Genomic DNA, 21,339 nt, shown 5'->3' with positions numbered 1-21,339 from the left:
TCCCGGATGCGTAGGGCGGCAACGCGGCCGCCCTGTCGGGCTTCAGCGGGGTTCAGCCAGCGTCGCGTCGCCGCCGTGAGCGGCGGGCTGGCGGTCGACGATCAGCAGCCATAGCGCCAGGGCGCCGATCAGATCGAACACCGCCAGGGCGATAAAGAAAGGGCCAAAGCCGATGATGCCGACGAAGGCGCCGATAAACAGGTTGAAGATGAGCTGACCGGACCAGGCGCAGGCGCCGGCCATCCCGACCGCCGTCGCCACCTCGTTCTTTTTAAACAAATCCGCCCCCAGCGTCGCGGCGACCGTCGACAGCAGCTGGTGGGCGAAGCCGCCGATGCTGATCAGCAGCACCGCGATATAGGGATTCTCCACGATACTGACCAGGCCGATGGTGGTCATCAGCAGCGCGCCCAGCGTAAAGGTGATGCGGCGCGAGTTGATCAGGGTGACGCCGCGGTCGTTGAAAAACTTGGCCACAAAGCCGCTGGCCAGACAGCCGAGATCCGCCATCAGAAAGGGCAGCCAGACAAACATGGCGATCTCTTTCAGGCTGAAGTGCAGGGTCTCCACGAAGAAGATCGGCACCCAGAAGTTAATGGTCCCCCAGGCCGGATCGGCCAGGAAGCGGGCGATGCCGATCCCCCAGAAGTTGCGCTGGGTGATGATATGGCGAACCGAGGTTTTCTCCTGGGTCGCGGACTGTAGAAACGCCTCTTGCCCCGCCTCAATATAGCGGCGCTCCTCATCGGAGAGGCGCTTGGCCTCCTTGGGATCCTTATAGCAAAAATACCAGACGAAGGCGGCGACGATAGCCAGGCTCCCGGAGACGATAAACGCGAATTGCCAGCTGTGGAACAGGATACACCAGGCAATCAGCGGCGGCGCCAGCATGGCGCCGAATGAGGTGCCCATATTGAAGACGCCGGTGGCGATGCCGCGCTCTTTGGCCGGAAACCAGGTCGACGCCGTTTTGACGCCGGAGGGAATGGCGGAGGCTTCGCTGAATCCCATGAGGCCGCGCATAAAGGCCAGCCCCTGCCAGGTGCCCGTCAGCGCATGTCCCATGGTGGCCAGCCCCCAGACGATGGCGCAGATGAAGAAGCCGAGCTTCAGGCCGATGGTATCGATGAAGAATCCCATGATTGGTTGACCAATTGTATAGGCCAGCTGAAAGGCGCTGACCACCCAGGAGTACTGCTCTTTGGTGATCCCGGTGCTCTCCATGATCGTGGGCGCCGCGATGCCGAGCGCGGTTCTGTCGAGGTAGTTAATGATGGTAATGAAGCAGACCAGCAAGATCATATACCACCGAAAATTCTTGATCTTTTTCATAGTAATCTCTTGGTTATTCGGTTGTTGGTTTTGTTATGTCAGGGGTAGTGCCACGGCCTTGCCAGTGCGTAAATCAGCGGGTCTCCGCATCGTGAACGATGAGGCGATAGTGCATAAAAAATAAACATTAATATGTGATATTAATCATGAATGTAATATTGGTATGCCAAATTGATCATTTTAGGGTTATTTGGTTAACCAATATTGGGGTGCCGTCGATGATGGGCTGCGGAGGTCGGGGCGCGGGCGCCGCGGCGGCCATAGGGGGAGGCCGCCGCGCGACGCTGCGGGGCCGGCGGCGTAGGAAAAAGAGGGGGTGCGGCGGGGCAGAGGCTCCCGCCGGGTTAAAGCAGGTGCAGCAGCGCGAAGAAGCGCGCCTTGTCCAGATAGATCACCGCCAGGAAAAGTAGGATGCCCAGCAGGCTGACTCCGGCGGAGAGGCCGCCCAGCAGCAGCAGCGTACCCATTTTCTTCATGTTGATCTCTCCGTTTTCCGCCGATTGAGCCCGGCAGCGGGAAGGCCCGCCGCCGGGCTCAATGTAGCACAAAGCGTGACGAAGAATGAATCCCCCCGCGGTTCTCGGGCGCGGGCTAGGCCTCCGGATTGAACTGGGCCGCGCAGCAGCGGTTGCGCCCCTGTGACTTGGCCTGATAGAGCAGCGAGTCGGCCTGCTGCAGGAAGTCGACGCCCCGGGCGTCGCCGGTCAGCGTGACGCTGCAGACGCCGGCGCTGACGGTCAGGTAGGATGAGGCCGGCGAGCGGGCGTGTTCGATGCTCAGCGCCAGAATGCTCTTGCGCATCCGCTCCGCGCAGGCGAGGGCATCGGTTAGCGGGGTGGCCGGCAGCAGACAGATAAACTCCTCGCCGCCGTAGCGGGCCACCAGATCGCCCGGATGGTTCAGGGTTTCACGCAGGGTGGCCGCCACCTGGCGCAGCGCGTCATCGCCGCACAGATGGCCATACAGGTCGTTGTAATCCTTGAACAGATCGACGTCGAACAGGATCAGACTCAGCGGGACCTGATGCTGCTGGACGTTGTGCCACTCATGGGCGAAGCGGACGTCAAAATAGCGGCGGTTGTACACCCCGCACAGTCCATCCAGATAGGCCAGCTGACGCAGCAGGTCTGACTGCATCTTCAGCAGCAGATGGGTATTCACCCGGGCCCGTACAATGTTGTGATTAATCGGCTTACTGATAAAGTCTACCGCCCCGGCCCGCAGCCCGGTGGTCTCCGTGGCCTCATCGATATGGGCGGTAATGAAGATCACCGGAATATCCTGCGTCTGCGGCGACGACTTGAGGCGCTGGCAGACCTCCAGCCCGTTCATTTCCGGCATCTCAATATCCAACAGGACCAGGTCGGGGTGCTGGTTCATGCAGATATTGAGGGCCTGCTGCCCATTGGTGGCCATAAAGACGGTGTGATCGTCGGCGAACAGCTGGTACAGGATCTGAATATTGATCGGTTCATCGTCGACGATAAGCAGGCGCGGCCGCTCGCGACCGGGCAGGTTAAAGGCGCTGTAGGGGGTCAGTTGGTCTAACATATCAATCCATTTCCTTATCGGTTGACGATGCTTGGGCAAGCCACTGGCGGCAAATCGCCTGAGCCCGATTAAAGTCGAGCCGATTGACGGCGGCATCCAGCGTTTTCAGCACGTCGCCCAGCGATTGTCCCTGTGGGCTGGCGGCCAGACGGCGCATCTGCTCCAGCGCCGCCATGTCGCTGCGCTCCAGCAGGGCGATCAGATCGCACAGCTGGGTCTGCAGCGGCGGCGCGGGCGGCTGGGTCTGCGTCGCCGGCGTCTCCGCCGACGGCAGATCGTCGGCGAGCCGCTGACAAAACGCGATCAGCGCGGGCTCTCGCCGGCGGCACAGCGTCGCGACGGCCAGCGCCGCCTCGCGCAGCTCGGCGCTCAGTTGTCCCCCCGGCGCCTGACGCAGACGGGCCTCGCCGTCGCGCGCCGCGGTGAACAGGGCATCCTGCCCCAGCTGGGCGGCCAGCCCTTTCAGGGTATGCAGCGAGCGCGTCGCGGCGGCCAGATCCTGATCGTCCAGCTGGCGGGTTAAGCTCTCTGGAAAATCGTGCAGCTCGCCGAGGAACAGGCTCAGCAGATGCTGGTAGAGCGCCAGGTCGCCCTCCAGCCGCTCCAGCGCACCGCTCAGCGAAATCCCCGCCTGTCCCGCCGCCTGTGCCAGCCCCTCTGGCAGGGCTGACGGCGGCGGGGGCGCCTCGGTTTCCGCCACGGGCGCCGGGAGGGTGGGCAGGTGTTTTTGAATCGTATGGATGAGCTCGCGCAGGTTAAAGGGTTTGCCGATGTGGTCATTCATCCCGGCGGCCAGGCACTCCTGGCGATCGGAGGCCATGGCATTGGCGGTCATGGCGATGATCGGTAGGCTGCGCAGGCCCAGGTGGCTGCGGATATACTGGGTGGCGTTGATGCCGTCCATGACCGGCATCTGGAGATCCATCAGCACCAGATCAAACCCCTGCGGGCTGGCTCGCAGGCGGTCGACGGCCTCCTGCCCCTGGGCGGCCAGGGTGATGCTGGCGCCCTCATCCTCTAGCAGCTCCCGGGCGATTTGCTGGTTATTCAGATTGTCCTCCACCACTAGGATACGGACGCCGCTGAGCTGTTTGCCCGTCGTACGCACGCGCGGGGGCGGCAGGGCGATCGCCTGCTGGGTCGACTCCTGCCGCGCCTGCAGTGCGGCGAGCACCGTCTCCAACAGGATCTGCGGCGTGACCGGCTTCACCAGGAATCCATCCAGCACCCCCTGTTCTTCGCTGCTGCGCTGGAGCAGGCAGTCACGATCGTTGGCGGTCACCATGACCAGCAGCGGCATCGAGGTATCCGGTATCTGTTGGTGCAGGCGTTGAATGGTCTGCCAACCGTCCAGGCCCGGCATCAGCCAATCGACAAACAGCACATCGTAGTGGGCACCCGCGCGCTGCTGCTCGGCGATGCGCGCCAGCGCCTGCTCGCCGGAGTTCGCGGTGTCGACCGTCCAGCCCAGGGTGGTGCCCATGCGCTGGAGCAGGGCGCGGGCGGTAGGATTGTCATCCACCATCAGGACATGCAGCCCGGCCAGGCTCAGATGCTGCTGCTGATCGTCGGGGTGCGCGTCGGCCGCGGCCAGCGGAAGGGTCAGGGTGAAGTGGAACAGGCTGCCCTTGCCGGGCTCGCTCTCAACCTGCAGGGTGCCACCCATCATGGTGACAAAGCGTTGGCTGATGGAGAGCCCGAGGCCGGTGCCGCCGAAGCGACGGGTGATGGAGGCCTCGGCCTGGGAGAAACCGCTGAAGATGGCGCGCTGTTTTTCCGGCGCGATGCCGATGCCGGTGTCGCGGACGCCGAAGTGCAGCGTGACCCTCTGCTGATCCTGTGCCAGTAGCCTGATGAAGAGGGTCACCTCGCCCCGTTCGGTAAACTTGAGCGCATTGCCGCCCAGATTAATCAGCACCTGCTGCAGTCGTAGGCTGTCGCCGACCAGCCAGTGCGGCAGGCTGGGATCGATATCGAAGAGCACCTCGACCGGCTTTTGGCGCGAGCTGCTGGAGAGGATGACGGCCAGATCCTGCAGCAGGTTGCACAGGCTGAAGGGCTCGGCCTCCAGCTCCATTTTACCGGCCTCGATCTTGGAATAGTCGAGAATGTCGTTGAGCAGGCGCAGCAGCGCGCGCGCCGCCGCCTCGCTCTTGGTGGCGTAGTCGGCCTGACGGTGGGTCAGGCCGGATTTAAGCAGCAGGGTCAGCATGCCCAGAATGGCGTTGAGCGGGGTGCGTAGCTCATGGCTCATATTGGCCAAAAAGGCGGACTTGGCCTGGTTGGCGTTTTCCGCCGCCAGCTTGGCGGCCTGCAGGGTGGCCTCGGCCTGGCGCTGGCGGGTAATGTCGCGGTTGATGCCGACCAACATCAGGGTATCGCCGATGCCCTGCTGTTCGACGACGGCGGCGGATTCGATGATGCGCTCCTGATCGCGGACGCGGACGCGGAAGCGCTGGCGACACACGTGCCCCTGCCCGGCGCGCAGGGTCTCCTGCAGCGTGGCATCGACCTCTGCCACGTCGTCCGGGTGAATCAGCGTGTGCCAGTAGGCGTACAGACGATGGGGGTCCTGCATCTCCGGCGGAATGGCGTAGATGGCGTTCATGGTCTCGTCAAAGATCAGCGTACCGTCGGCCATGCTCCAGCTCCACACCCCGAGCTCGGCGACCTCGGTGGCGCGCAGCAGCTGGTTGCGCGCGATGCTCAGGTTGGTCTGCAGCGTTTTGGCCTGGGTAATATCAAACTGAATGGAGATATATTTATCGATCTGTCCGTCGGCGTCCTTGAACGGCGCGATGGTGGTATCGACCCAGTAGACCCGGCCATCTCTGGCGCGATTGCACACCTCGCCGCGCCAGGGTTGCCCCGCCAGCAGCAGCGCCCAGGCCTGGCGCCAGAAGGCCGGGGGGTGGGTGCCGGAGTTGACGATGGAGGGGGGCTGCCCCAGCAGCGCCTCGCGCGGGTAGCCGGTGATTTGGCAGTAGGCGTCGTTTACCTCGATCAGCCGACGGTGGCGATCGGTGATGGCGATGATGCCGTGCACGTTAAGCGTCGCCAGCAGCGCATCGTTGTCGCGCAGCGCTGCCTCCAGCCGATGCTGGGTATTCTTGCGCTCGGTAATATCGGACTCGACGGCCATAAAGCCGATGAGTCTGTGCTCCGCGTCGTAGCGCGGCTGGATCTCCATCTCGATCCAGTACTCCTCGCCGGAGCGGCTGCGGTTGAGCAGCTCCCCCTTGAAGGCCTGGCCGCGATCCAGCGCCTGGTGCACCGCCTGTATCACCTGCGGATCGGTTTTTTCACACTGCAGCAGCGCGCCGGGCGCCTTGCCGAGGACGTCGTCGTGGCGATAGCCGGTGATGCGCTCGAAGCCATCGTTTACCCAGGTGATCCGTCGCTGGGTGTCGGTGAGGATCACCGCGTTGGAGGTGTTGCGCGCCACCAGCGCCAGACGCTCCAGATCGGCGGTCATGCCCAGCGCCAGCCGTTCGGCGCGGAAGCGGCCAAGGATTTGCTGGCGCAGCAGGCTGGTGAACAGCACGCTCAGCAGCACGCCGAAGGCAAACAGTAGCCAGGGCGAGTAGTAGTTTATCGAGGCCTCAAAATGGGAGGTGCTGCTGATGCGCAGCGTCATGGCGCGCCCCGGCAGGGGCAGCGGCAGATTGCGGGTAAAGACGCGGGCACGTATCTCCTGGGGAGAATGATCATCGATGATGCCGTGCTGCAGGCGCTTGCTGCCGTCAGCGTCAAAGATCAGGTTATCGCTGTTCATCTCGCCCTGGGTGTCATACAGCTCGATATCTACCCGCCCGGAGGCGTACTCTGGAATGTTGCTGAGCAGATCGGCGATCACCAGCGGGGAGTAGATCACGCCGAGCAGGGCGGCGCGGCGCTGCTCTGGGGTCTGCAGCAGCGCCGCATCGACGGTGTAGACCGGCAGGTAGAGCAGTGCTCCGGGCTGTTGCCTGCTGTCCTGAACCAGGTGGATATGGCCGGTTAGGGTGGGGAGACCGCTGTCGATGGCCTGCTGCAGGCCGGCCCAGCGTACCGCTTCGGAGCGCAGATCCAGCCCCAGCGCGGCCCGGTTGGGCGTCAGCGGCTGGATGTATTTAATCAGGTACAGCTCGGGATCGTTCTGCGGCTGGATCTGATGGGGGGAGAAGTCGATCCTGTCGTCGATGCGTGCCTGCTGCACAAAGCGCGGCAGATCGTCGCGCGCCACGCGCTGAATAAAGCCGATACCGCGCACCCCGGGGTACTCTCTGGGCAGATCCAGCGCGCGGACGTAGTCGCTAAACTGGGTGTAGCTGACCTGGTGATAGGTGGTGTAGAGCCCGCTGACGGCGCTCAGCCCGTAGAGGGGCTGGGTAAAGCGTCGGCTGATCTCGCCGGAGACCCGTTCAACGTTGCGGGCAAAGTCGGCTTCCGTATTGGTTTTGATTTGATTATACAGCCAGCGGGCGCTGGCGGCGGATAACAGGATGCCCAGCACCAGCACCGCCAGCGAGAGGCGATAGGCGGCGGTTGGGGGCGTGACTGTCTGCGTCGTATGGAGTGCCATCGAGGATCCTGGTTAGATTCATTGCGCTCTCTCAATAGGCTAGTTCAATTTTTCTGAGGCGGTAAAAAAGCGCCGTCGGTATTTGTTGCCGTGGTGTTCGGTTTCTGTTTACTCATTCCTCCGCGCTCACTCACCTATCGTCAACACTGGCTCATATTGCATAACATTTACCATCAGCGTGAAACGATGTGATGCCAGGCGGGGCGCGGCCTGGCGAGGAATTTTGTGCAAAAATATTTTGAATGATTAAAAAAAAGTTTGGATTGTGTGTTGATTAATGCCGGGAATGCGCTAATATCTCTCTCGAAATAGAGATGTAGCTCACACTTTTAAGGAGTTTAAAATGAAACAAGTTAAATCCTTTATGCATGATCTGAACTCGGTTCTGCTGCAGCTGACCTCACAGAACTACTACTAAGCATAGCGGCACGCACGCGGCCTCTCGGGCTGCGTGCCCGCCTCCCAGCGGTGCATTCGGACCGCCCAGATCAGTCAGACTGTTCAATCCGTTCAATCTGTTCAATCCGTTCAATCTGTTCAATCCGTTCAATCTGTTCAATCCGTTCAATCTGTTCAATCCGTTCAATCTGTTCAATCCGTTCAAACTCTCTGCCTCTGCTGTCTCTCTCTTTAGCGATGACGCTAGCGATCTTGCCGCCGCGCCGGCGAATGCGGTTGGGTAGGGGGAGCGACGTATCCGATGTCAAAGAACCCTCAGCCCTATGTCTGTGTCAGGCGTTCAGCGGGCGTATATGGTGTATATAAAGAAAGATGGCAGGAGTGTGAGCCCCATCATGCGGCGGGCTGGCGCTTTATGGGCGAACGGGTAGAGTAAGACTGGGCATCCCTCCAAAGGAGTCACACATGAAGCTGTTCAGGCAAATCCTGCGTAGCTGCCATGTCAGTTATCTGGTCAGTCTCTTGGCGCTTATTGCATTCGGTCCCACTGAACCCACGGTGCGTGAGGAGCGCTAGGCGCGGCGCGCGTGACGCAGGCGGTGCGGCGTCGTCCGCGGCGGGGGGCCTCTATCGTCCCCGACGGGCGGAGGGCGGCGGCGCGCCCCGCTTCAGCGCTATCCCATCGCCGCGCTGTCAGCGCGGCTTTTCACTTTCATCGCGATAGACCTCACCGCAGAATAACACCACGTTGGGACGGCGCTGGTGCAGGCGATCTATCATCTGCTGGCACTCGACGCGGGTTGGGTAAATATCCTCTGTGACCGGCAGGGCGTCACAGGCATCGTGGCCGCAGGGGCTGACCAGCAGAACAAATCCGATTAACGCATCTGCCATCTATCTATCCCATTCCTCAGGGGTTATGTGGGGGATCCCGCGCCGTGGGCGTCCGGGGCACCGCCGGTGCGCCGGCGTTTGCTCAGCGCGTCCCGGCGCGGGCCTGGCTGAGCGTCGATGCCAGCGCGCGCCGTTTGCGCCGTTTGCCGAGGGACATCGACTATTCATATAGTGTATATGGTGCGTATTATGCAGAATTTCAATCTGCTATAGCCAGGAATGGTAAAATATGTGGCCTGGGTGGCACCTGGCGTGTGTTAATATCACCGGCTCTATAAGATCCATATCAGCTGTATACCATCGCAATGAACTCACCTGCTATCGAACAAAAAATAACGCAATCGGCGACCCGGGTTGCTAAGGTCGTGTTTCCTACCACCATCAACCACCACGCTACGCTGTTTGGCGGCACCGCCCTGGCCTGGATGGACGAGGTTTCCTTTATTACCGCAACTCGCTTTTGCCGTAAGCGCCTGGTGACGGTCTCTACCGAGCGGATTAACTTTCAGCATCCTATTCCATCGGGCTCTATCGTTGAGCTGGATGGGCGAGTGACGCGCGTCGGGCGCACCAGCCTTACGGTAAGCGTGACCATCTTCCTGGAAGACATGTACCGCGAGGGACGGGAAGAGGTGATCAACGGCCAGTTTAACTTTGTCGCGGTGGATGATGATGGCCGTCCTGTGCCATTGTTTGATTAATTATTCTCCTAATACGCCTGCCAGTAGGGAAAAATGTTAACTGGCTCCATAAACCGGACTCCCGTGCCCCTTTTTGGGTATGGCGGTGATAACATCCCACAAGGCAAGCGTAACAGGAGGTTAACGATGTATAAGACGATTTTGGTTCCTGTCGATCTGGACGAGATGGCGCTGACTCAGGCCGCGCTGCAGGAGGTCAACGCGCTGGCGGTCCAGGAGGCCGTACAGATCTGTTTGCTTTATGTCATGCAGGTGCCCGACTGTTCACTCAGCCGTCTGAATAAAGAGACCCTGCGCTTTGAGGATATTCTGGCGGAAGAGTGCATGAATAAGATGCAGGCGCTGGCGGAGACGATCGCCCTGAGCGATCCCAGCAGCGTGGGCTGCCAGATCCGTAAGGGGTCTATCTATGACGAGGTATTGAAGGAGGCCGCGGAGATCGGCGCCGATCTGATCGTCATTGGCTCCCGCCGTCCCAGTATGTCCACCTACCTGCTGGGCTCCAACGCCACCAAGATCGTGCGCTACGCGACCACCAGCGTCTTGGTGGTGCGCTAAACGCGTCCGGGGCGGGCGCCGCCGGTCTTTAGCGGCGCTCCCGGCGGCGGTATTTTTCCGGCAGCGGCGGCACCGGTCTCCGATCGTCCAACAGATGGCGCAGGGCCAGAAGAGGGTGATGCCACAGCATGCGCGGCCCGGCCCAGCGCATCACCGCTTTCATCTCCTCTCGCTTGGCCGGCTGATAGCAGTGGATTGGACACCGTTTGCACGCGGGCTTGTCCTCGCCGAACGGGCAGCGCGCCAGGCGCTGGCAGGCATACTGATACAGCTGCTCGAAATGGGCCGCCTCGGCGTGCCGCGCATCGGGCGCCGCAGACTGATATAGCCGTATCATGCACTGGATCGTTAACTGTTCGCGTAGGGTCCGCTTTCCCATCGTATTCTCTCCCGGTAACTGTACGGCCTATTTTAGCAAAAATTGCGCTGAATTATGGCATAACCTGCCGCGTCGCTCGGGCCATCGCGACTATGCTTTTATCTTGCGTAATATTGGCTTTATCTTGCGCAATATTTAGTTGGCTTTTAATCCTATACCATTATCGTGCCGCGCTCTCTGAGCGCCGCTGATTAAAGAAAACGGCAAATGTTCCGATAGAGAGTAAGGGGATTTAACCGTCCTCTATAAATAATGGCACGGTGAGATGGCCATCTCCTTCTCGCGGAGAGCGGCGCGGCTTTCACCCCAAATTCACTCGGGCGCAAGAAAAATCCTATTGTTTACTTGTGTACTTTTTTTACACTTAATGGTTTCATCCTCGGGGCGGATAGTTGCAGGGAGGCGCGTCCCTGAGTATCAGAGAAAATACCGGGGAGTCGCTGAGCCTGCTGCATGAGTGTCACAATGTTTCATCCGCTTAAAAAATGGCTAGTGGGTATGATGGCCGTCAGTTTGCTGGCAGGAGGTGCGCTTCTACCGGCCAGTATGGCTGTCGCCGCATTACCGGCAGACAGCCTGCAGAGTATGCGGGAGCGTGATGTCGCGCGTATCGTAACCGGGATGATTAGCTTTACCCGTTGGCCGACGCCGCACGTACCCGTTCGTCTATGTATTATTCCACCGACGCATTTTGCCCGGCAGCTGCTATCCATGCCGCCGACGCCGCAGCTTACCGTACAGGAGCTTGCCTTTGCACCGCAGGATATTTTACAGCGGTGCGACGTGGCTTATTACGGCGATATCAGTCCGGCGCTCCAGCAGTCTGTTATGGCACAGCTGCAGGGGAAAAGTCTGCTGACTATCGCGGAGGGTAACCGTGAATGCGTTAACGGCAGCGCCTTTTGTCTGCAGGTGGGGGAGCATAACGTCACTTTTGAGCTGAATCTGGATACGCTGGCACGCAGCAACATACAGGTAAACCCTAATGTGCTGCTCTTGGCAAAGAAAAAAGGGTAACAGGGTGAAACGCTTATTTTCCAAGAGAGCCAGGTCACGCACGGATCGCCCGACGCTGCGCCGCATGTTTCAGCGTATTCACATCATGATCATTGCGGTGACGCTGCTGCTGGCCGGTATCCCGCTGTCGCTGCTGTCGCTGTTTACGCTGCGCACCTACGCGGAGCACAACCTGCATCTGGTGGCTATGACCATCAGCTATACCAGCGAGGCGGCGGTGGTCTTTAACGATAAGCCGGCGGCATTGGATGCCCTGAATATGATAGCCAGGCGAGAGCAGATCGCAGAGGCGACGATCACCGATGTGCAGCATCAGGTATGGGTGCGCTGGAACTCCTCTACGCCATCCCATGAGTCGCTAAACCGCCTGCTGCGCGGCTGGCTGCTGCCCAGCTCGGTCAGCGGCCCCATTGAGCACAATGGCCAGCTGATCGGCTTTGTGACCCTGAAGGCGGACGGCTCGATGCTGATGCGTTTCCTGGGCTATCTGCTGCTGGGGCTGTTGTGCTGCCTGATCCTGATCGCGCTGCTGTCGCTGTATCTGGTGCGGCGCATGCATGCCGGCATTGTGGACGAGCTGTACGCGATCGCCAAAGTGGCCCGGCAGGTACGCGAGCAGCGCACCTATTCATTACGGGTACCCCATTCACAGATCGCCGAGATCGAAGAGCTGAGCCGGGGTTTTAACAGCCTGCTTACGGAGGTCGAATCGCAGCATACGCTGCTGATCAATGAAAATGGGGTGCTGACCTATAAGGCACTGCACGATCCGCTGACCGGCCTGCCCAACCGCACCTGCTTTATGAATATGTTGGAGAGCCTTAATCCGCGCCAGGAGCGGGTCTGCGTCATGTTTCTTGACGGAGACGGCTTTAAGGCGGTTAACGATACCTGGGGCCATGCGGCGGGGGATCGGGTGCTGGTGGAGGTGGCCAGCCGCCTGAGCCAACAGATCCGTAAGACGGATATGGTGGCGCGCCTTGGCGGGGATGAGTTTGCCATCCTGCTGCGCAATATTGAGGCGCCCCGAGAGGCGGAGCGGGTCGCCCGCGGCATCCTGCAGGCGGTTCCGCAGCCGATTGTGTTGAGCAACGGCGTACGGGTCAGTATGACCTTCAGTATCGGTTTTACGCTGTCGTCTCCTCATAGCCAACCGGCCGTGCTGCTGGATAAGGCGGATGCCGCCATGTACCGCAGTAAGCAGCGCGGCGGCGGCTGGAGTGTACTTTAATAGGCAAGGGAATCACACACGATGCAAATACAACAACGAAAGGGCTGGGCTCTGGGGATGGCGCTGGGCTGTGCGCTCTTAAGCGGCTGTCAGCATAAGGCGACGTTTTCACCCCAGCAGATTGCCGTACTGCAGCAGCAGGGCTTTACCCCGACGCCGGAGGGGTGGAGCTTTGGCATGTCGGAGAAGGTACTGTTCGGGAATAACCAGGCGACGCTGCGTCCGGAGAGCCAGGCGCATGTGGCCGAGCTCGGGCGTACGCTGTCGCAGGTGGCTATCCTGCACGCGCGCCTTGATGGCTATACCGACAACTACGGAACGGATCAGTACAATCAGCAGCTGTCGCTGAAGCGGGCCGATAAGGTGGCGGATGCCATGGCCAGCGGAGGGATGCCGCGGGCGAACCTGACGACGCGCGGCATGGGGAAAAGCAATCCGATCGCCGACAACGCGACCCGTCAGGGCCGGGCGGAGAACCGGCGCGTCGCGATCGTGATTCAGGCGCCGTAGCCGAACGCCGCCGCGGCCGCGTTACCGCTGTCGTTACATCCTCCGTCAACTTTACATTTCTCATACAAATATTGAATCCGTTGGGTATAGGCTTTATCTGAAATACGTTGACGGAGGAGGAGCCTATGAATAGCAGAAGGTTACAGGTCGCACGCTGCGTGGCCAAGTATGCGTTGGTCTGCCATAGCGCCAGTCGCTGGAATACGGCGATGAAGATGCTGAAAGCGTCTCTGGGCGGCGTCAAAACCCAGCGGCTACACGGCTGAGCAAATGGGCTGCTCATTTGCTAGCCGGTTGAGTAAAAAGATGATTTTAGAACTGGACAAGGGGCTCGGAGCCGATTAATATCCTCAGCCATTGGAAGGATGGCCGAGTGGTTTAAGGCAACGGTCTTGAAAACCGTCGAGTGTAACAGCTCCCAGAGTTCGAATCTCTGTCCTTCCGCCAAATTCAAACCCCGCGCGTAGCGCGGGGTTTTTCGTTTCTGCCTTCCGTCACCGACGTGTATGAGAGACTATCGTTTCTCTCTGGACCGTATTTCTTAGCACTATCTTGCTGCCAACATCCCCAGGTAGCATCTAACGATGATGTCATTCATCTTTTCCACCAGCTTAGGCCACCTAAAGGTGATGTGGGCTGACCCTTTCTGGAAGTCGCGAATCAATAGATAATCGTCTCTGTAGTCCTCTGCACTTTTTCTATGACGACTCACGTGGTCATCGAACCGTGATGTAATATTGGCTCGATTATCCGGTACAGGTTCGTCGTCCAGCTGATGTCGCATGCGTTCCAGATCTACCAATTGATGACTGCGAGCGCCTCGGCTGAAGTGAAATCCTCACCGGTCATATCTGAACAGTGCATTCACGATAATCTTTTTCCTGAAGTAATACGGGCAGTTGGTGCGATAGCCCCAACTCAGGGAGTTGAATACGTTAGTGACACGGGGTTCAAACGTTTCTCCTCTGCTATCATGCAATAGCTTGAAGGCAGCGAGGATGTTCGCTGCGCTGATTTCCGGAAAACCGTTGCTTTTCAGATCGCGATGCCATTCATCGCGGTCTGTGCATCCATTAATGCCAGCATGGCTGTGGTTGAACGCGTCATCAGATCGTTCCAGATCTCTCGGTCGATATTGTGGATCATGATGGACATGGCCTTTTTCTGTGGCTGGAGTCGCCAGTATTCATAGCGATTATCCAGTGCCATTCCCCAGCGCTCAGTGGTGTCACCGTCAATACGCTGCGTGGGGTGGAAGACTTTTGCGATTTATTGAATAACCGGCGCTAGTCGCTGAAGCGCGTTCTGGCGGAGGGTGATAATACATGCAATGCTGGTGGAGAGAATTACGTCAGTGCGATCGATTAAAACGTCGGATGTGGTGAAGGAGAGTTCAGGTATGGTGTTTGTCCTTATGTCAAAGCAAAGCAAAGCGCCATCGCTGAGGGCTAGCGCTGATATACATGGTGTGTGGAACATAGTCTTATTACTGGTTTTGGGTATATACAGAAGACAAAGATCGAAGATAGTGAAGATCACACACATCGTTCTGTGGCTGCTCAATCCAGGGCAGCAGTACCACTGAATCCGTATTATCTTCGTCGTTGTCGAAAATAGTGTCGGTATTGCAACTGCTCATATCTTGCAGCCCGTAAAATTAGAATGTTGAGAGCCGCATTGGTGGCTAATACCAGTATGGGAAGCGCTCGTTATGGAGAGTAGCAAATAGTGCCATTTCTCTCAGGATGGGGCACCGCAGTATTTCAGGTAATCGGTGGCTATAGCGTTGTTGAGGATGGACTGCATTGTCACTTGTCTGACTCCTCCGCCCCAGGAATATATGTTATGTTGATGCCTGAGCTGGAGAGCAAGTAAAAATTCGATAAAATATCGAGGTATTTATTTAAGTGGCGTAAGGCCTTCTTTCTATCAATGGTGGGTAGCTCATCGCCCCAGCGTTCAAGCCATGGTGAAAATAAGATTGCTTAACGTTGTCGCTGTCGTCGGTAAAGCGCTTGGCCTCCTTCGTCATTAGCAACTTTACCTTAAAGTACGTGCATTCTTCGTCAACATCCGTCAAGAAATAGATATAAGGCAAATAGTGGTGGATATATAATAAATAGATGATGGATATGATATTGATAATTAATTTATTCTCTTTATGTTATGTGTTTTTTGAATAAGTTATAGCATCACTTATAAACAGATTAAGAATAAATCTAGACAACGTCCTAAAAATATATCTAATGCTTGCTTTTGTCGTTGAAATACTGATCAATGCCTGTACCTTGGTCTAGTCGGCGTTAGGTTTGTTTTTTTTCGCTGACATTTATATAAATAGGATGGGGTGTATGGCAGGAAGTTTCCAGAACGAAGTGCCAAAGGCGCGCATTAATCTCAAACTTGACCTGCATACCGGTGGCGCAGGCAAAAAGACTGAGCTCCCCTTGAAGTTGCTGATCGCGGGTGACTTCAGTAATGGTCAGGCGTCTGCACCATTGTTTGAGCGCGAAAAGGTTAATTTAGATAAAAACAATTTTGACGCAGTGCTTTCCGAGTATTCCCCAAAGGTTAATCTTACCGTTAAAAACACCCTTGCTGATGACGCTGGCGAAGATAATATCAGCCTGAGATTCCAGAGCATGAAGGATTTCTCTCCAGAGCAGGTTTCACGGCAAATTCCCCAGCTGAAGGCCATGCTTTCCATGCGTAATTTACTTCGTGATTTAAAGGCGAACCTGCTGGATAACCAGACTTTCCGAAAAGAGCTGGAAAAGATTCTGCGGGATCCGGCGTTAAGCGCAGAGCTCAGGAGCGAGCTATCCGCTCTGGCTCCAAAACAGCCTTAACCCCTCACGATGTTATAACGGATTAATCAAGGAATGCTCATGTCTGTACAAAATGAAAATATCGCGGGTAGTAAGAGCGAGGTGCTCGAACCCCCTGTCGCTGGCGGGGTTTATGCGTCGCTGTTTGAAAAAATCAATTTGAGCCCGGTCTCCGCGCTGAGCGCGCTGGATATCTGGCAGGACGCGCAGGCGATGTCCGATGCGACGGCAGATGAGCGGTTAACGGCCGGGATGCAAGTATTTCTGGAATGCCTGAAAAAATCGGGTTCAAAAGTTGAGAAACTCGACAAAAACCTGATTGACCATCATATCGCTGAGCTGGACTACCAGATTAGCCGTCAGCTGGATGCGATAATGCACAGCGGAGAATTCCAGGCGGTAGAAAGCCTGTGGCGCGGCGTTAAATCTCTGGTCGATAAAACTGATTTTCGCCAGAATGTGAAAGTTGAACTGCTGGATATGTCTAAAGACGACCTGCGTCAGGATTTTGAAGACAGTCCGGAGATTATCCAGAGCGGGCTGTATAAACACACCTATATCGATGAATACGATACGCCGGGTGGAGAGCCGATTGCGGCCCTGATTTCGGCTTACGAGTTTGATGCCTCTGCGCAGGACGTTGCCCTGCTACGCAATATTTCGAAAGTCTCGGCCGCTGCCCATATGCCCTTTATCGGCGCGGCCGGCCCGAAATTTTTCCTCAAGGATTCGATGGAGGAGGTGGCGGCCATTAAAGATATCGGTAACCACTTTGACCGCGCCGAATATATCAAGTGGAAATCCTTTCGCGAGACCGATGACGCCCGCTATATCGGCCTGGTAATGCCGCGCGTGCTGGGCCGTCTGCCGTATGGCCCGGACACCGTGCCGGTGCGCAGTTTCAACTATGTGGAAGAAGTGAAGGGCCCGGACCACGACAAATATCTGTGGACCAACGCCTCGTTTGCCTTCGCGGCCAACATGGTGCGCAGCTTTATCAACAACGGATGGTGTGTACAGATCCGTGGCCCGCAGGCTGGTGGTGCCGTTCAGGACCTGCCAATCCATCTTTACGATCTGGGCACCGGCAGCCAGGTGAAAATCCCGTCCGAAGTGATGACCCCGGAAACCCGTGAATTTGAGTTCGCCAATTTGGGTTTCATTCCTCTCTCTTACTACAAGAACCGCGACTACAGCTGCTTCTTCTCGGCCAATTCCACCCAGAAACCGGCGCTTTACGACACTGCGGATGCGACGGCCAATAGCCGTATCAACGCCCGTCTGCCGTATATCTTCCTGCTGTCACGTATTGCCCACTACCTGAAGCTGATTCAGCGTGAAAATATTGGCACCACCAAAGACCGTCGTCTGCTGGAGCTGGAGCTCAACACCTGGGTGAAAGGTCTGGTCACCGAAATGACCGATCCGGGCGACGAGCTGCAGGCGTCCCACCCGCTGCGCGATGCCAAAGTGGTGGTCGAGGACATTGAAGATAACCCGGGCTTCTTCCGTGTGAAGCTGTATGCCGTCCCGCACTTCCAGGTGGAGGGCATGGACGTCAACCTGTCACTGGTCTCTCAGATGCCGAAGGCGAAATCATAAGCTAAGGCAGGAAGCCGATGAAAACGGAACAACCGTTATGGGGCAGGGGCGTTATGGTCTCTCCCCAGCACTTCCAGCAACAGGCCGCATACGCGGCCTGGTCTGCGGAATGTATTGCCCGGCTGGGTCTTGCACAGCCCTGGGGCGTGATAAATGCCGTTTTTGAACCGGATGCACTGAAACTGGGCCGCCTGCAGGCCCGCCACCTGCATATCCGGTTTCCGGACGGTACGCTTATCGATACGGATAATGCTGACGACTTGCCGCCGGCGCTGGCGCTTGAGGGTGAATCACAGGAAGTGGTGGTGGTTCTGGCCCTTCCGCTGCTGCGGGCGAATGGTGGCAACTGTCTTAAACCCGATGAGGTGGCCGGGCGCCCTGTTCGCTATCGCCAGCGCTGGCGGGATGTCCGCAATACCTTCGGGGAGGATACTCGCCAGATTGCGGTGATGCAGCCGGAGCTGACGCTGCGTTTCATCCATCAGAACAACAGCGATTACCTGATCTGCCCGGTCGCTCGTCTGCGGCAGGATTCACAGGGGCGCTGGGCGCTTGATGAGGCGTATCTCCCCCCGCTCCTTACCATCCAGAGCAGTCGCTGGCTGGTGACCCAACTGGAGCAACTGATGACGCAGCTGCGCGCCCGCCGCCGTCGCCTGATGGCCATGCGCAGGGAAAGTAACGAGCGCATGGCGGATTTTGCCGTGGCGGACGTCTCCCTGTTCTGGCTGCTCAATGCCCTAAACAGCGCAGAACCGGTGCTGGGGCAGTTTCAGCGCCACCCGCAAAGCCCGCCCGAGCGTCTGTATCCGGAGCTGGCGCGCCTTGCGGGCAGCCTGTTGACCTTCTCACTGGAGCACCAGGTGAGTGCTATTCCTGTCTGGCAGCATGAGCAGCTGAATAACGTTTTTCCGCCGCTGTTTGATTTGCTGGGCGATCTGTTGGAAGCCAGCCTGCCGTCGCGGGTGGTGTCGATTGAGCTTGAGCACGATGCCCGGCTTCACGTCTGGCATGCCCGTCTGCATGACCTGCGCCTGCGCGAAGGGGCTGATTACTATCTCTCCGTACGTTCATCGATGCCGGCGGCTCAGCTGCAGGAGCGGTTCCCGCGTCAGTGCAAGGTCGGTAGTCCCGATCATGTCAGGAGTATCGTCAATTCTTCACGGGTGGGTGTGCCTCTGGCGCCGCTACGTCATGTGCCGGCCGCCATTCCGCTGCGCCTGGAAAATCAGTATTTCAGCCTCGATGTGACACACCCACTGGCCACCGAGATGCTGCAAAGCGGCAGCTGTATGTTTTATGTCCCGGGGATGCTCGGCGAGCCTGAGCTTGAACTCTTTGCGGTATTGAGAACATGAGTGAGCGTAAACGCGGCGCGGCCGCGTCCATCGATATTGACGCCCTGCTGCAGGATACCTGGCTGCAGGTGATCAGCCTGCGTCACGGCCCGACATTCCAGGATGGCGAAGGGCGCACCTTGTGGGAGCGCTGTATTGCTGATGTGGAGCGGGTCCAGCAAGAGCTGAAAGCGCGTGAGCTGGATGAGGCGGGCTGTCAGCACATTCTTGCCGCGCAATGTGCGCTGCTTGATGAGACGGTCAAGGGGCGCGGCGTGGAGGATGACGCCTGTGTGCAGTGGTATGACATTCCCCTGCAGGGACATTTCCTGGGGACCATGGATGCCGGCGATACGCTGTGCGATCGGATGCGTGATGTGCTGCGTGAGCCGGCGCCTGATCATGCCGTTGTGACCTGCTTCCAGCGTGTGATGATGCTGGGTTTCCTGGGCAGTTTCCATTCTCAGAATGACCCGGAACGTCAGAAACTCGTCAATGCACTCAATGAACATGTCACGCCGTTCCGCTATCCAGCGTCCCATCCGGTGCTGGCGGAAAGCCGTGCTGGATGGGGCGTGGGCGGCTGGCTGGCGTCATGGCCCGTGAGTATTGCTTTGAGCATGTTGGCGGTCGCCGCACTCTGGTGGGGCCTGGATCACTGGCTGGATCAGATGCTGTTGAGCCTGCTGCCGGGAGTCGTGAAATGAGTCCGGCACAACAGCGCGGACTTGCGCTGTGGGCCGCCCTGCTGAGTACGGTGATCTGTCTGGGTTTTCTGCCGGGATCCCGAGGGGGTTCCATGCTGCTTCTGCTGGCGCTGCTGGGGGTTATCCTGGCGTGCTGGATTGTGGCCAGCCGGCGTGCAGAGCATGAATCGACGTTGCGCCCCGACGACCTGCCTGACGCCACCTATCGCCAGCCCGTGGTGCTGGTCTGTGGGGATCTCCCCCAGGCCTGGCCCGGGCAATCTCAGGTCCTGACCGTCACCCAGGGGTGCTGGATCCGGGTGGAGAGCCCTCAGGATCTGGAGCAGACAGCCCGTCAGCTGTTATGGCTTCGCCCTGGCTGGGGAGATCAGCTGTCGGTGATGGTCAGCGTCTGTCCGCAGAAATACGCCGACAGCGGGCATCTTACCCGTTGCCTGCTGGCCCTGCGCTGGCAAATCAGCCGGCTGCGTAAAGAGACGGGTCATTCTGTGCCGCTGGTCCTGCATGGTCAGATTGGCAGCGCGATGACGAATGATCTGCTCTGGCAGGCGGCTATCCCAGGGGAAGGCGTGAGAGTCTGGCGTGCGTCTTCGGCGCCGGGTTCCATCGCTGCATGGGTCACCGCCGGTGGGTCGCCTGCGATGCAGCAACAGGTGTTGATGAACAGCCTGATGAGCTGGTTCCATCAACACGTCAAAGCTGTCTTTATGGATGAGAACTCCGATGTTCCTGCCATTATACCTGTTGCGGAGCTGTGGGGTATGGGGCCGATCCTTGCCGGAAGTCTGGCCACATCGGCCTGGACCGCGTGGCTGTCCCGCCACACCGCCATGCAGCAGGTGGCGGGCTGGCAGCCAGTGGGAACGGACAGTTCGGTTATCTCCCCGTTGCCAGATTTTATCCTGCCGCTGCTGCCGGAAGGGCGAGGCCTGACGCCGCGTGGGCGAGCCTTCCGTTGTGCGCTCGGGATTTTCACGCTGGCGGCGATTGCAGCGCTGCTCAGTAGTGGCTGGAACAATCGCCAGCTGCTGCAGCGTGTGAGCGTTGATATTGCCCGCTACGACCGTATCCCGATGCATGATTTCGGCCCCAAAGCCGACGCCGTTGCTGTCCTGCGTGACGATGCGGCAGCGCTGGATAATCTGGCGCGCAACGGGATACCGCCCCGTCTGAGCCTCGGTTTATATCAGGGTGAGCGTCTGCGAATGCCGCTACTGGATGCGATCCATGCTTATGTGCCCCCGCCGTTTGAATCTGAAGCGCAGCCGACGCCCAAACGGGTATCGAAACCTAAACCGGTACCGAAAATTGTCCGCCTCGACAGCATGTCATTGTTCGATTCCGGCAAATCGGTACTGAAAACCGGCTCCACCAAATGGCTTGTGAACTCACTGGTCGGCATCAAGGCGAAGCCGGGCTGGCTGATTGTCGTCAGTGGTCACACCGATAACACCGGCAGCCCTCAACTGAATCAGACGCTGTCCCTGAAGCGTGCCGAAGCGGTACGCGACTGGATGCGTGACACCGGCGATGTGCCGGAAAGCTGTTTTGCGGTGCAGGGCTATGGCGCAAGCCGCCCGGTCGCAACCAATGACACCCCGGAAGGGCGCGCACTTAACCGTCGTGTCGAAATCAGTCTGGTACCGCAGGCTAATGCCTGTCAGATACCCGGCGAAACCCCAGCGTCATCGCAGGATGATGACGTATCACAATCAAATGGAGAGTAACT

The 21,339-nt window shown here is 58.4% G+C and carries 19 protein-coding genes, 1 tRNA gene and 1 pseudogene; 12 read left to right on the top strand and 9 right to left on the bottom strand.

All coding sequences use genetic code 11. The annotated features are described in order from the left end of the window. Positions 1–42: 42 nt before the first annotated feature. The 6 genes from ETEE_RS17920 to ETEE_RS17900 all read right to left on the bottom strand — a co-directional run bounded on the left by ETEE_RS17920 (position 43) and on the right by ETEE_RS17900 (position 8,740). A complete protein-coding gene (locus tag ETEE_RS17920) occupies positions 43–1,332 on the bottom strand; it encodes an MFS transporter (RefSeq protein WP_034165656.1) in 1,290 nt (429 codons plus the stop codon). Positions 1,333–1,676: 344 nt separating this feature from the next. Further along, entirely contained in the window at positions 1,677–1,808 is a 132-nt protein-coding gene (locus ETEE_RS22210) for a hypothetical protein (protein WP_255640274.1), read from the bottom strand. Positions 1,809–1,923: 115 nt separating this feature from the next. After that, positions 1,924–2,883: a diguanylate cyclase domain-containing protein gene (locus ETEE_RS17915; protein WP_034165655.1), complete on the bottom strand. Its 960-nt coding sequence runs from the start codon at positions 2,881–2,883 to the stop codon at positions 1,924–1,926. A gap of 1 nt (position 2,884) precedes the next feature. Beyond that, positions 2,885–7,447: a CHASE domain-containing protein gene (locus ETEE_RS17910; protein WP_034165653.1), complete on the bottom strand. Its 4,563-nt coding sequence runs from the start codon at positions 7,445–7,447 to the stop codon at positions 2,885–2,887. Positions 7,448–7,935: 488 nt separating this feature from the next. Then, positions 7,936–8,154, bottom strand: a complete 219-nt coding sequence (locus ETEE_RS21565) for a hypothetical protein (RefSeq protein ID WP_034165652.1) — start codon at positions 8,152–8,154, stop codon at positions 7,936–7,938. 385 nt (positions 8,155–8,539) lie between these two features. Next, complete coding sequence (locus tag ETEE_RS17900) at positions 8,540–8,740, bottom strand: hypothetical protein (RefSeq protein ID WP_034165651.1); 201 nt, start codon at positions 8,738–8,740, stop codon at positions 8,540–8,542. 305 nt (positions 8,741–9,045) lie between these two features. Between ETEE_RS17900 and ETEE_RS17895 the strand changes: the two genes are divergently transcribed. Next, complete coding sequence (locus ETEE_RS17895; RefSeq protein ID WP_015461580.1) at positions 9,046–9,441, top strand: acyl-CoA thioesterase; 396 nt, start codon at positions 9,046–9,048, stop codon at positions 9,439–9,441. Positions 9,442–9,567: 126 nt separating this feature from the next. After that, positions 9,568–9,999 (top strand): universal stress protein, encoded by a 432-nt coding sequence (locus ETEE_RS17890; RefSeq protein ID WP_034165650.1) that lies wholly within the window; start codon positions 9,568–9,570, stop codon positions 9,997–9,999. A 28-nt stretch (positions 10,000–10,027) separates the two neighbouring features. Here ETEE_RS17890 and ETEE_RS17885 read toward each other — a convergent pair whose 3' ends face one another. Further along, the gene (locus tag ETEE_RS17885; RefSeq protein WP_034165649.1) at positions 10,028–10,378 is read right to left on the bottom strand and encodes a nitrous oxide-stimulated promoter family protein; all 351 of its coding nucleotides are present in this window, start codon (positions 10,376–10,378) and stop codon (positions 10,028–10,030) included. A 465-nt stretch (positions 10,379–10,843) separates the two neighbouring features. On the opposite strand from ETEE_RS17885, the gene yfiR reads away from it, so the two are divergent. The 5 genes from yfiR (at position 10,844) to ETEE_RS17865 (ending at position 13,583) form a co-directional block, all read left to right on the top strand. Then, positions 10,844–11,395 (top strand): regulatory sequestration protein YfiR, encoded by a 552-nt coding sequence (gene yfiR / locus ETEE_RS17880; RefSeq protein ID WP_034165647.1) that lies wholly within the window; start codon positions 10,844–10,846, stop codon positions 11,393–11,395. A gap of 4 nt (positions 11,396–11,399) precedes the next feature. Beyond that, positions 11,400–12,626 (top strand): diguanylate cyclase DgcN/YfiN, encoded by a 1,227-nt coding sequence (gene dgcN, locus ETEE_RS17875; RefSeq protein WP_225865069.1) that lies wholly within the window; start codon positions 11,400–11,402, stop codon positions 12,624–12,626. Between the two features lie 21 nt (positions 12,627–12,647). Further along, entirely contained in the window at positions 12,648–13,136 is a 489-nt protein-coding gene (yfiB, locus tag ETEE_RS17870) for an outer membrane lipoprotein YfiB (protein ID WP_045427457.1), read from the top strand. Positions 13,137–13,261: 125 nt separating this feature from the next. Then, positions 13,262–13,402 carry a hypothetical protein gene (locus ETEE_RS21665; RefSeq protein WP_167549812.1) on the top strand — a complete coding sequence of 47 codons (141 nt, stop codon included), beginning with the start codon at positions 13,262–13,264 and terminating at the stop codon, positions 13,400–13,402. Between the two features lie 93 nt (positions 13,403–13,495). Continuing rightward, a tRNA-Ser gene (locus ETEE_RS17865) sits at positions 13,496–13,583 on the top strand. Positions 13,584–13,683: 100 nt separating this feature from the next. Here the strand turns inward: ETEE_RS17865 and ETEE_RS22110 are convergent. Together ETEE_RS22110 and ETEE_RS22105 are read right to left on the bottom strand one after the other, a co-directional pair. Then, positions 13,684–14,151: pseudogene (locus ETEE_RS22110) on the bottom strand (DUF4942 domain-containing protein). A gap of 20 nt (positions 14,152–14,171) precedes the next feature. Next, positions 14,172–14,345, bottom strand: coding sequence for a hypothetical protein (locus ETEE_RS22105; RefSeq protein ID WP_225865068.1), 174 nt, complete (start codon positions 14,343–14,345; stop codon positions 14,172–14,174). Positions 14,346–15,487: 1,142 nt separating this feature from the next. Here ETEE_RS22105 and tssB point away from each other — a divergent pair. From tssB to ETEE_RS17835, 5 genes are read left to right on the top strand one after another with little or no spacing between them, the layout of a single operon-like run. Next, positions 15,488–15,985, top strand: a complete 498-nt coding sequence (gene tssB, locus ETEE_RS17855) for a type VI secretion system contractile sheath small subunit (RefSeq protein ID WP_034166143.1) — start codon at positions 15,488–15,490, stop codon at positions 15,983–15,985. A gap of 33 nt (positions 15,986–16,018) precedes the next feature. After that, positions 16,019–17,566 (top strand): type VI secretion system contractile sheath large subunit, encoded by a 1,548-nt coding sequence (tssC, locus tag ETEE_RS17850; protein WP_038631623.1) that lies wholly within the window; start codon positions 16,019–16,021, stop codon positions 17,564–17,566. A 17-nt stretch (positions 17,567–17,583) separates the two neighbouring features. Further along, positions 17,584–18,924, top strand: coding sequence for a type VI secretion system baseplate subunit TssK (tssK, locus tag ETEE_RS17845; RefSeq protein ID WP_038631620.1), 1,341 nt, complete (start codon positions 17,584–17,586; stop codon positions 18,922–18,924). Next, a complete protein-coding gene (gene tssL / locus ETEE_RS17840) occupies positions 18,921–19,610 on the top strand; it encodes a type VI secretion system protein TssL, short form (protein WP_034166038.1) in 690 nt (229 codons plus the stop codon). The genes tssK and tssL overlap by 4 nt, the downstream gene beginning before the upstream one ends. Beyond that, positions 19,607–21,337: an OmpA family protein gene (locus tag ETEE_RS17835; RefSeq protein WP_038631617.1), complete on the top strand. Its 1,731-nt coding sequence runs from the start codon at positions 19,607–19,609 to the stop codon at positions 21,335–21,337. The genes tssL and ETEE_RS17835 overlap by 4 nt, the downstream gene beginning before the upstream one ends. Positions 21,338–21,339 lie beyond the last annotated feature (2 nt).

The organism is Edwardsiella anguillarum ET080813, from assembly GCF_000264765.2.
GTDB classification, from domain to species: domain Bacteria; phylum Pseudomonadota; class Gammaproteobacteria; order Enterobacterales; family Enterobacteriaceae; genus Edwardsiella; species Edwardsiella anguillarum.
The sequence above is the reverse complement of the archived record's forward strand: the minus strand, read 5'-3'. Positions and strand labels throughout refer to the sequence as shown.